At 70.6% G+C, this 10,140-nt stretch carries 15 protein-coding genes; 6 read left to right on the forward strand and 9 right to left on the reverse strand.

All coding sequences use genetic code 11. The features are described from left to right. Window positions 1-1,033: serine hydrolase domain-containing protein (locus VLI41_RS12440; protein WP_325268400.1), on the reverse strand; the 1,033-nt coding region annotated here is incomplete at its 3' end. Between the two features lie 90 nt (window positions 1,034-1,123). On the opposite strand from VLI41_RS12440, the gene VLI41_RS12445 reads away from it, so the two are divergent. After that, a complete protein-coding gene (locus VLI41_RS12445; RefSeq protein ID WP_325268401.1) occupies window positions 1,124-1,618 on the forward strand; it encodes a CinA family protein in 495 nt (164 codons plus the stop codon). A gap of 28 nt (window positions 1,619-1,646) precedes the next feature. On the opposite strand, the gene VLI41_RS12450 is transcribed toward VLI41_RS12445, so the two are convergent. From VLI41_RS12450 to VLI41_RS12465, 4 genes are all read right to left on the reverse strand, one after another. Next, a complete protein-coding gene (locus VLI41_RS12450; RefSeq protein WP_325268402.1) occupies window positions 1,647-1,826 on the reverse strand; it encodes a hypothetical protein in 180 nt (59 codons plus the stop codon). A 116-nt stretch (window positions 1,827-1,942) separates the two neighbouring features. Beyond that, on the reverse strand, window positions 1,943-2,125 hold the full coding sequence (locus VLI41_RS12455) for a DUF3606 domain-containing protein (protein ID WP_325268403.1): 183 nt from the start codon (window positions 2,123-2,125) through the stop codon (window positions 1,943-1,945). Window positions 2,126-2,150: 25 nt separating this feature from the next. Continuing rightward, entirely contained in the window at window positions 2,151-2,321 is a 171-nt protein-coding gene (locus VLI41_RS12460; RefSeq protein WP_325268404.1) for a hypothetical protein, read from the reverse strand. Between the two features lie 113 nt (window positions 2,322-2,434). Continuing rightward, a complete protein-coding gene (locus VLI41_RS12465) occupies window positions 2,435-3,097 on the reverse strand; it encodes a S24 family peptidase (RefSeq protein ID WP_325268405.1) in 663 nt (220 codons plus the stop codon). A gap of 65 nt (window positions 3,098-3,162) precedes the next feature. On the opposite strand from VLI41_RS12465, the gene VLI41_RS12470 reads away from it, so the two are divergent. From VLI41_RS12470 to VLI41_RS12480, 3 genes are read left to right on the forward strand one after another with little or no spacing between them, the layout of a single operon-like run. Then, on the forward strand, window positions 3,163-3,423 hold the full coding sequence (locus VLI41_RS12470) for a hypothetical protein (RefSeq protein WP_325268406.1): 261 nt from the start codon (window positions 3,163-3,165) through the stop codon (window positions 3,421-3,423). Continuing rightward, window positions 3,420-3,617, forward strand: coding sequence for a hypothetical protein (locus tag VLI41_RS12475; RefSeq protein WP_325268407.1), 198 nt, complete (start codon window positions 3,420-3,422; stop codon window positions 3,615-3,617). The genes VLI41_RS12470 and VLI41_RS12475 overlap by 4 nt, the downstream gene beginning before the upstream one ends. A gap of 28 nt (window positions 3,618-3,645) precedes the next feature. Further along, complete coding sequence (locus VLI41_RS12480; RefSeq protein WP_325268408.1) at window positions 3,646-4,203, forward strand: hypothetical protein; 558 nt, start codon at window positions 3,646-3,648, stop codon at window positions 4,201-4,203. Window positions 4,204-4,315: 112 nt separating this feature from the next. Here VLI41_RS12480 and VLI41_RS12485 read toward each other — a convergent pair whose 3' ends face one another. Continuing rightward, entirely contained in the window at window positions 4,316-5,551 is a 1,236-nt protein-coding gene (locus VLI41_RS12485; RefSeq protein ID WP_325268409.1) for an acyl-CoA dehydrogenase family protein, read from the reverse strand. A 109-nt stretch (window positions 5,552-5,660) separates the two neighbouring features. Here VLI41_RS12485 and VLI41_RS12490 point away from each other — a divergent pair, with 109 nt between their 5' ends. Both VLI41_RS12490 and VLI41_RS12495 read left to right on the forward strand, forming a co-directional pair. Further along, window positions 5,661-6,641 (forward strand): hypothetical protein, encoded by a 981-nt coding sequence (locus VLI41_RS12490; protein ID WP_325268410.1) that lies wholly within the window; start codon window positions 5,661-5,663, stop codon window positions 6,639-6,641. A 28-nt stretch (window positions 6,642-6,669) separates the two neighbouring features. Beyond that, window positions 6,670-7,653: a hypothetical protein gene (locus VLI41_RS12495; protein ID WP_325268411.1), complete on the forward strand. Its 984-nt coding sequence runs from the start codon at window positions 6,670-6,672 to the stop codon at window positions 7,651-7,653. A 15-nt stretch (window positions 7,654-7,668) separates the two neighbouring features. Here the strand turns inward: VLI41_RS12495 and VLI41_RS12500 are convergent, their stop codons facing one another. From VLI41_RS12500 to VLI41_RS12510, 3 genes are all read right to left on the reverse strand, one after another. Further along, window positions 7,669-8,256: a sigma-70 family RNA polymerase sigma factor gene (locus VLI41_RS12500; RefSeq protein ID WP_325268412.1), complete on the reverse strand. Its 588-nt coding sequence runs from the start codon at window positions 8,254-8,256 to the stop codon at window positions 7,669-7,671. 229 nt (window positions 8,257-8,485) lie between these two features. Continuing rightward, on the reverse strand, window positions 8,486-8,692 hold the full coding sequence (locus VLI41_RS12505; protein WP_325268413.1) for a hypothetical protein: 207 nt from the start codon (window positions 8,690-8,692) through the stop codon (window positions 8,486-8,488). 145 nt (window positions 8,693-8,837) lie between these two features. Then, a partial coding sequence (locus VLI41_RS12510; RefSeq protein WP_325268414.1) for a carboxylesterase/lipase family protein occupies window positions 8,838-10,140 on the reverse strand: 1,303 nt, incomplete at its 5' end.

The raw sequence follows: 10,140 nt of genomic DNA on the forward strand, positions 1-10,140 counted from the left end.
AGCCCAGCCCGAAGCCCACGCCCTCGTTGGCGGTCTCGGAGAACGAGCCGAGCGCGAGCTGGACCAGGTCCTTGCCGCCCGGCAGGTGGTTCATGTGCATCAGCTCGATGGTCCGCGGCCCGAGGATGCGCGCCCCGTCCAGCTCGCCGCCGCGGCGCAGCATTTCGCAAAACCGCATATAGTCGGCGCTCGTGCCGGTGAGCCCGCCGCCGCCCGACTTGAAGCCCGGCTCCCTGGTGAAGTCGCTCGCCTGCGGATCGTCGATCAGCTTGAGCTGCTTGTCGGGCCCGCGCTGGTAGTTGGCGGCGAAGCGGCCGACCTTCTCGGGGGCGACATGGAAGGCGGTGTCCTTCATGCCGAGCGGCGCGAAGACCTCCTCGGCCAGATATTGCGCGAACGGCTTGCCCGAAATGATCTCGACCAGCGCCCCGCAGACGTCGGTCGCCAGGGAGTACATCCACTGGGTCCCCGGCTGGTAGCGCAGCGGCACCTGGCCGAGCTTGTCCATGAACTGCTGCATGCTGTCCGCGCCGCCGACCGAACGGACCTTCAGGCTGCGGTAGATCTGGTCGATCGGGTGCTGGATGCCGACGCCGGGGAGGCCGCCGCCGTAGGTCAGGCCGGCGGTGTGGGAGAGCACGTCACGGAAGCTGATCGGCCGGTGCGCCGGCTCGGTGTTCATCGTGTCGCCCTCGCCGGAGGTCCAGACGCGGTGCTCCTTCCAGGACGGGACGAAGCGGCTGACCGGGTCGTTGAGCTGGAAATAGCCCTTTTCGTAGAGCGTCATCAGCGCGACCGAGGTGATCGGCTTGGTCATCGAGTAGATGCGGAAGATGGTGTCGTCGGCCATCGGCTTGGCCCGCTCGCGGTCCATCTGGCCGAAGGAGGCGGCGTAGCCGATGTGGCCGTGCCGGGCGACCGTCACCTGGCAGCCCACGACCTTGCCGTTGTCGATGTAGTTGCGCTTCAGGTGGTCGCCGATGCGCTCCAGGCGCTGGGCGTCGAGACCGGTCCACTGCGATTGGGCGTCCATGAAATATCCTCCCGGAAATGGCCTTGGCTTTAATTGGCCGCCATCATGGGCGCGGAAAGCGGGCCAAGCCAAGACGTATCGGAGGACGCTATGGACGAGCTGGAGCAGATGGCCGCGGCGCTCGGCGAGCGGCTGAAGGCGCGCGGCGAGACCATTGCAGTGGCGGAGAGCTCGTCAGGCGGCCTGATCTCGGCGGCCCTGCTCAGCGTTCCGGGCGCCTCGAAGTATTACCTGGGCGGGGCGGTGGTCTACACCGGCAAGGCCAGGATGCAGCTGATGGACCTGACCAGGGAGGCGGTGGCCGGCATGCGTTCGGCCAGCGAGCCCTACGCCCTGCTCCTCGCCCGCACCGCGCGCGAGCGGTTCGGGACCACCTGGGGCCTCTCCGAAACCGGCGCGGCGGGGCCGAGCGGCAATGGCTATGGCGATGCGCCCGGCCACAGCTGTCTCGCCATCTCCGGGCCGATCGAGAGCGCCATCACCCTCGAAACCGGCCGCGACGAGCGTTCGGCCAACATGCGCGCCTTCGCGGCCGCGGCGCTGCGGCTGCTCGCGACCGGGTTGGAGCAGGTCGAGCCCTCATGAGACCGCAGCCCGGACGCGGATCCGGGGCTCAGTGAAGCCTGGACCGCTGGGCAAGAGTCGCATTCACCTGATGCACTTGGCGCTCGAGCCGGTCGAGCTCGGCCTCGGTGAGGCCGCGATCCACCAGCAGTTCGACGAGATCCTCGATCGCGGCCGCCCGAGCTTCCGGGGGCAAGATCGCGATGCGCGTCAGCGTGGCGTTGTCCATGTCGCTTGATCGTTCCAGTTTGGGCGGGTTCGCGCAGGCCCAGCAGGTTTCATGCCGGGACTGAATGCGACGGCCAGCCGATCGGGGCCGGCGGCTGCGGGGAATCGGCGCGCCTCTCAGCGCTTCTTGCCGAGTTCCGCGGCGATGTCCTTGGTGAGGCGGCCCGCCTTGCGATGGGCGGCGGTGATCTGGTCGCGCGTGACGCCCCAGCGCTTCATCCAGTATTCGACGGCCCGGCGCTCCGAGAGGTCGAGCCGCTCCTTGTCGATAAATCCTCGCTTGTCCTTGAGCCCGGCCATCGGGGCCTCCCTCTCCTGGGCGGAGCTACTTCTTCACCCACGGCTTGGATGCGCCGGCCCGTATCTGTGAGGTCGGCTTGCGGTTGAGCGCCGCGCGGCCCGAGACGGGCGGCTTTGAAGCCAGAGCCGCCCTGCGCATGCGCAGAGCGCGCTGGATCGGACTTTCGGCGGGCGGGTCTTCGGGATCGTCGGGCATTCGGGTCCTTTAGCACAGAGGCGCCGGAGCGTTGCGACCAGACGCGAGACCAGCTCCGAAACGCCGGTGACGGCGGGGATGGGCAGGACGACGGGCGGGTGCGGCCGGGGGCGCTAAGCCGCCCCGCGGATGATGCGCCTGGCCTGGAAGGGCGGGATGATGGCCGTGATGTGGGCGGCCCAGCGCAGGCGCGCGTCGTGGCGCGTCGGCCCGGCCACGCTCTCCAGGTCGTAGAGCCCGGCGCGCGAGCCGCGCAGCAGGCGCTTGACCAGCACCTCCTCGCCGTCGGTCTCGACCACCACCACCTGGCCCAGCATGTCGGGGCCGGGCGGCGTGCGCTGGTCCTCGAAATAGATCAGCGCGCCATCGTCGGCGAGCCCGCGCATGGAGTGGCCGACCACCTTCAGGGCGACCGCCTTCTCTGTGCCCCCCGGCGGGATGGGAGCGAGGTCGCCGCCCTCCTGGCCGGTGGCGAAGAGGACCAGGCCTTCGGGATTGGCGCCGACGCGGCCGATCACCGGGACGTATCCTGGCTCGGGGGTCGGCCGCATGGGGCCCGCGGCGTCATAGAGCCACTCCGGCCGGACGCCGAAGGCCGCCGCGTACTCCTTGGCCTTGCGGAAGGAATAGGGCGCGTTGCCGTTCTCGTTCGAAGCGTAGGTGTTGCGGTTCCAGCCGAACTGGTCGGCCGCCGCCGCGGCGGTCTCGAAGCCGCGGGCGATGCGCGCCTCGCGCAGCCGCTCCGAGCGCCCGTCCATGCCGATGCCTGCGACCATCTGGTGCTGTACATAAAATACAAAAATCCTTGGCGCAAGGGCCGTATGTAATATACAGTTCCCTCATGCCGAGCGAACACAGACAGAACACCCCAAACGCGAGCGTCGGCTATGCGGCGCTGCGTCACGCGGGCCTCCCCGCCGCCGCGGCCGCCGCCGAGCTGAGGCTGGAGCCGCTCCGGGCGCACCGGCTGGAGCGGCTGTTCCAGGCCCGCCGGAGCGGAAGCTTCGATCCCATGAAGCCCCGCTACGCCAGACACGGACGCCACGTCGCCGCGGTGATGGCCCTGGGCGGCTACCCCGTGCTGCCGGCGCGCACGCGATGAGCGAGCCCGCCGAGGAGGCCGCCGCGGTCGTGGCCCGGGCGCTCGCCCGCAGGCGGCCAAAGGAGCGGCCGCAGTTCCTGCGCGAGCTGCTGGCCCACGCCGCCGCGGGCCTGGTGGTGATCGAGGGCGACCGCCAGGCGTGCGAAGCCGTCTACCGCCTGGCCGACGCCGTCGCGATCCGCGGCCGGCCCTGAGCCCATCCCGAACGAAAGGAGGCGCCGCATGCGCCAGACGAATGCGCGCGAGCGGCTGCTCGTGCAGGAAGCCCGCGCGAAGGCGAGGGCGGAGGCGAGCCAGGTCGCCGGCGGGGTCGCCGAGACCGTGGCGCTGCAGCGGGGCCGCGGCGCCGCCTTCGAGAAGCCGAAGCCGGGGCGCGGCGGCCGCGAGACGCCCTACCGCCGCCAGGCCGGCCTCGACTGGCTGGCCAGGAAGGGCCGCATCAGCGAGGCGCAGAAGGCCGCCGGCCTGCGCTACGGCGAAGCCTTTCGCATCGCCCAGCCGATGCTCTCGATCGGATCCACCCTGGAGGTGCAGCCCGGTATGGGCGGCGCAGGGTTGGCTCTGAAGGCGCTGATCGACCTCGCCGGCCGCCGCCAACAGGCGCAGGCGAAGCTCGCCATGTACCGCCGCCGGCTCGGCGACCAGCCCGACCTCGTCCAGGCCTGCGACCTCGTCTGTGGCCGCGAGCTCACCCCGCGCGAAGCCGGCGGCGGCGAGCGCGACGGCATCCGCGTGGAGGCCGTGCTGCGCGTAGCGCTGGACCTGCTCGCCGCCGCCTGACCCGACGTTTGCGGTGATCCAACGGACCGTCGGCGCTGAATCTGGGCCCCGGCCTTCGCCGGGATGAGCGGCACGGTCATGGCCGGGACGAGCCCGGCCATGACGGGTCGGCTCAGACCAGATCCCCACCGGCCATGGAGGCGGTGGTGCCGTGCTCCTTGAAGGCCTTGACGACGTTGCGGCCGACGGTCCAGCGGTGGACCTCGTCGGGGCCGTCGACCAGCCGCTGGGAGCGGATCTGGGTGTACCAGCGGGCGAGCGGGGTGTCCTGGCTGTAGCCCAGCGAGCCGTGCAGCTGGATGGCGGTGTCGACCACGTGGTGGACCATGTTGGCCAGGTAGACCTTGGCCATGTGGTTCTCCTGCCGCAGATCGAGACCCTTCTCGGCCTTGTAGGCGATGTGCATCAGCATCAGCCGGCCGATGTAGAGCTGGGTGGCGCACTCGGCGAGCATGAACTGGACCACCTGGCGATCGGCCAGCGGGCGTCCGAACGTCTCGCGCTTGGTGACCCGCTCGGTGGCCATGTCGAGGGCGCGCTGGGCCATGGCGATGTTGTGCATCCCGTGGCGCAGGCGGCCGTAGGCGAGGCGGTGCTGGCCCATGTTGAAGCCGTTGCCCTCGCCGCCCAGCAGGTTCTCGGCCGGGACCACCAGGTCCTTGATCTCGATCTCGGCGTGGCCGCCGCCCAGGATGTGGCTCAGGGGCCCCTCGATCGCCATGGTCGGGATGTTGCGCTTGATGTTGTAGCCCGGGTTCGGAAGCTCGACGATGAAGGTCGAGTAGCGCTGATGGCGCGGCGCATCCGGGTCGGTCATCGCCATGACCAGCGCCATGTCGGCGTTGGTGGCGGCCGAGGAGAACCACTTCTCGCCGTTCAGGACGTAGTTCTCGTTGCCCTGCTTGATGGCGCGGGTCTGCATGCCGGTGGCGTCGGAGCCGGCGGCCTTCTCGGTCATCGAGTAGCAGACCCGCTTGTCGCCGTTCAGCAGCGGCTTGAGGAACTTCTCCTTCTGGTAGTCGGTCCCGTGGGTCAGGATGGTCATCATGGTGGCGTCGTCGGGACCCTGGGTGTTCATCGACAGCGCGCCCAGGTAGCTCTCGCCGAGCTCCATCTGGACCAGCGCATTGGCGAGCGGGCCCAGCCCCATGCCGCCGTATTCCTTGGGGATGAAGGGGCACCACAGGCCCTGGGCGCGCGCCTTGGTGCGCAGCTCCTTCAGCACCTTGTCGAACGAGTCCCGGTCCTTGACCTTCTTCTCGGCCGGGATGCACTCGTCGTGCACCCATTTGCGGACGCGCTCGCGGATCTCCTTCGCCTCGTCCGGAATCTCGAAATCGACGGCCATGGGCGGTCTCCCTGATGCTGATGCTCGGCTGGACGACACCCTGGGGCGGAGAGGGGCGGGCGCGCAAGTCCCGGTCGACGGATGCCCCGCCCGGGTCTAGCGTCGCGCGATGGGGAACGGCGTTCGGCGGGCCAGTTTCGCGGGCATGGCGGTGGCGCTGCTGGTCGCCGGGAGCGCCTGCGCGGGCGGCTATCACGCGCCGCGGGACGCCTACGGTCGGCCCGAGCTCGAGGGACTGTGGACCAACGCCTGGCTGACCCGCCTGGAGCGGCCGAACCGGTTCGGCGCCTCGCAGCTCAGCGAGGCCGAGGCCGCCGCCTACGAGGCCAGCCCGCCGCCGGTGATCACCGACAACGTCGGCGGCAACGACAGCGAGATGTGGGAGATGGGCGGCCGGCTCGCCCGAATCGGCGGACGCGCGCGGATCGGGCTGATCGTCGATCCGGCCGACGGCAAGCTACCGTATACGCCGGCCGGGCGCGCCCTGGCCGACGCCACGAAGCGGGCGGCGCAGGACTTCGACGGGCCGGAGCCGCGGACCACGTCGGAACAGTGCCTGCTCCCCAACAGCATCGGGCCCCCGATGCTGATCGGTCTCTACGCCAACAACATCCAGATCGTGCAGACCCGCGACCGGATGGTGTTCGTGCTGGAGTGGAATCACGAGACGCGGATCGTCCGGCTCGACGACCGTCACCATGTCCCAGCCGCGATCCGGCCGTGGATGGGCGACTCCGTGGGCTGGTGGGAGGGCGATACGCTGGTCGTCGAGACCACCAACTTCAACGCGCGGCAGCAGCCGAGGCGCAGCGGGACCGAGAACTACTACCTGTCGCCCGACGCCAGGGTGGTCGAACGCTTCACCCGCACTTCGCCCGGCGAGATCCTCTACCAGTTCAGCGTGGAGGACCCGACGGTCTACCGCCAGACCTGGCGGGGCGAGCTGCCGATGGTGGCGAGCTCGGAGAGGACGTTCGAGTTCGCTTGCCATGAGGGCAACTATTCACTGCCGAACATCCTGGCCGGCGCGCGGGCGGCCGAGCGCGAGGCGGCGGCAAAGAAATCGGGGGAGGGGGCGCTTGGAGATTAGGAGAGCAACGACCGCGCTGGCGGCCTGGGTGGCGCTCAGCGGAGCGGCCCTGGCGGCCGACTACCGCGCGCCAAGGACCGCGTTCGGCCAGCCGGACCTGCAGGGCGTCTGGACCAACGCCTCGCTGACCACGCTCGAGCGGCCGCCGATGTTCAGGACGCTGACGGTCAGCGAGGCGCAGGCGGCGGCGTTCGAGAAGGCGCGGGCGGCGCGCCGCGCCGCGGCCGACCGGCCGACCGATCCCAATGCGCCGGCCCCGCCGGTCGCCAACGATCCCGGCGGCTACAACGCCGGCTGGACCGATCCCGGCACCGCCATGGGCCGGATCGGCGGCGAGGTCAGGACCTCGTGGCTGATCGATCCGGCGGACGGCAAGCTGCCCTACAGCGCCGCGGGCCGGAAGGCGTTCGACACCTCGCTGCGGCGCGCACGCACAGACTTCGACGGGCCCGAGGCCAGGCCGCTCGGCGAGCGCTGCATCCTGGGCTTCGGCTCCTCGGCCGGGCCGCCGATGCTGAACGTGCTCTACAACAACAACTACCAGATCGTGCAGGCGCCGGACGCGGTGGCGATCGTCGTCGAGATGAACCACGACGTGCGTACGATCCGGCTGAACGCCACGACCCACCTGCCGCCGAACATCCGGCCCTGGATGGGCGATAGCATCGGCCATTGGGAGGGCGAGACGCTGGTGGTGGAGACCACCAACTTCAATCCGGGCGAGAGCCTGCGGCCCTACTTCGGCGCGACGCTCTACCTCTCCAAGGACGCCAAGGTGACCGAGCGGTTCACGCGCGTTTCGCCGAGCCAGATCCTCTACGAATTCCAGGTGGAGGATCCCGGCGTCTTCACCCAGACCTGGAAGGCGCAGATGCCGCTGAACGCGACCAAGGGCCCGGTCTATGAATACGCCTGCCACGAGGGCAACTATGCGCTGCCGGACATCCTCTCCGGCGCGCGGGCGGCGGAGAAGGCCGGCAAATCGCCGGAGGCGGCGAACCTGAGCGAGTAGGGCGCTCGGCCCCCGCTAGGCGGCGACCGCGGAGCCGCGGCGGATGCTGTCGAAGTCGGACAGCAGGGCGCCCAGCGCCGAGGGCGAGCGCTCCCGGTGCGCCAGACGCGCGCCGAACAGCAGCGCCTGCAGCTCGTCGCGGGCGCGGCGCACGCGGCTCTTCACCGTTCCCACGGGACATCCCATGATCTGGGCCACTTCCTCGTAGGCGAGACCGCCGGCGCCCACCAGGATCAGGGCCTCGCGCTGGAAGTCCGGCAGCATGGCGAGCGCGCGGCGGACGTCCTCCAGCTCCACGTTCGCCGAGGGATCGTCGGGGGCGACCAGGGTGCGCTCGATGATCTCGGAATCGTACTCGGCGCGCCACTTGCGGCGGCGCTGGCTGGAATAGAAGCGATTGCGCAGGATGGTCGAGAGCCAGGCGCGCAGGTTGGTGCCCGGGCGGAACTGGTCGCGGCAGCGCCAGGCCTGCAGCAGGGTCTCCTGGGCGAGGTCCTCCGCCTGCTCGACGTCGCCGGTCAGGGCGCGGCCGAAGGCGCGCATGAAGGGCGCGGCGGCCAGGAGCTCGGCCTCGAAGCGATCGGCAGACGGCTTGTCGGACATCGCGCCCCTCCAACCGCGGCGATAACGATCACGGCAGAGCTTTGTTCCCGCCGCCGGTCACGCGCCGGGCGGCAGGCGGACGGACGCATGGAGTTCGCATTTTGTTCTTGACGGCCGCGCGCGAATTTGAGACACTTGCGGCATCGTCGAGAACTGCGTCCCGCCGCCGAGGCGACTGCGATTGAGAGCCGTCGCCGCGCCGCACCGAGAGGCGACCTCAGGACTGACCTCAGGACTGGCCTGAGCCCTGGCCGGAGGACTGCTGGCGGTTCTGGGCGATCTCGCCGTGCTTCCCGCCGGTGGGATCCCTGGCGTCGATCTCGGGGCGGAGATGGCCGGGCTTGGAGGGGCCGCCCTGGTGCAAGGGCTTGCCCCCGCGGCCGCCCTGCTGCTGCTGCTGATGTTGTGGTTTGCCGTGCTTTTCGCCGCGCTTCATGGCGGGCCTCCGATCGTCTGCGTCGGAGCGCCAACGGGGCGGGGCGAGGGTGGTTCCTGGCGACTGCGACGGTGCGTCGGCCGCGCCCCTCCGGCGGTTCGCGCCGCCTCCCCCGTCGCCTGCGCGACAGGGGAGGAGCGGGAGGTCAGCGCCTCTGGGCGGCCGCGAGCTGCTCCACCAGGTCGAGCGTGGCCTGGTGGAAGTGCGGGCGGAGATGGACGCCGTCGGCGCCGAACTCCAGGACGTTGTCGCCGGGCTCGGCCGGGAGCCAGGCGACGCCGCCGGCCGCATCGGGGTCGGAGCGCTTGGCGAAGGCCACCCAGTAGGCGATCGCCGCCTCGGAGATCCTGTGGTCCTGCGCGGTGGCGGCGGGCAGGATGCGACCCGCGAAGGGCGTCGGCTGGTCGCGCAGATTGTCGAACACGTAGAGGATCTCGCCGCCGTGGTTCAGCCCGTGCACCGAGGCGCGCTGGGCGGCGGGGACATAGGAGAAGTAGTAGTTCCAGGCCTTCTGCCCGTTCTTCTCGTGCAGGCGCGCGAGATAGCGGTCGGGCTCGATCACCGCGGTCTCGGTGGTGAGATCCTGGGCGACGCCGGCCGGATCGGCGCCATAGGCGGCCATGAACTTCTGGCGGGCGGGGCCCAGGCGCGCGAGCGTCGCCTCCGGATCGCGGGCGGTCTGCGGGAACAGCGAAGCTTCCCAGCTGTTGCCGCCGGCGATGTAGGGGACCTTGGCCTCCTTGCCCTCGGCGAAGGCCTTGGGCGGCGGCTCGGGGATGACCACGCCGTCGACCATCGGCGAGGGGATGCCGGGATCGCCGAGCCCCGTCACCGGCGCGGAGAGCGCCTGGGCGGAGAGCGCGCGGAGCGCCTTGGCGGCCTCCGGGCCGGAGCCGGCGACGCCGTGCGCGGTGGCGAAGGCGACGCCGATCTTCTCGCCGGTGCGGGGCGCATCGCCGCGGATCGGCACGCCCGCCGAGCGGCCGAAGCCGGATTCGGAGATCGCCTTCTGGAACAGGCCCTTGGCCTCGGGCGCGGTCATCAGGAAGTTGACCAGGATGCCGCCGGCGCTCTCGCCGAAGGCGGTGACGTTGTCCGGATCGCCCCCGAACGCGGCGATGTTGGCCTTCACCCACTTGAGCGCGGCGATGTTGTCGAGGATCCCGTAGTTGCCGAGCGGGCCGTTCGGGGCCTCGGCGGTGAGCGCCGGATGGGCGAAGAAGCCTAGCCGGCCCAGGCGGTAGTTGACGGTGACGAAGACGACGCCGCGCTGGGCGAAATGGGTCCCGTCGTAGAACGGGGTTCCACCGGTCCCCTGGATGAAGGCGCCGCCGTGGATCCAGACCATGACCGGGAGCTTCTGGCCCGGTCTGGCGGCGGCGGGCGCCCAGACGTTCAGGTAGAGGCAGTCCTCGGATTGCACGATCGGCGGCGCGCCCGGCCGGGGC

Source organism: Phenylobacterium sp. (genome assembly GCF_035475775.1).
Classification (GTDB): domain Bacteria; phylum Pseudomonadota; class Alphaproteobacteria; order Caulobacterales; family Caulobacteraceae; genus Phenylobacterium.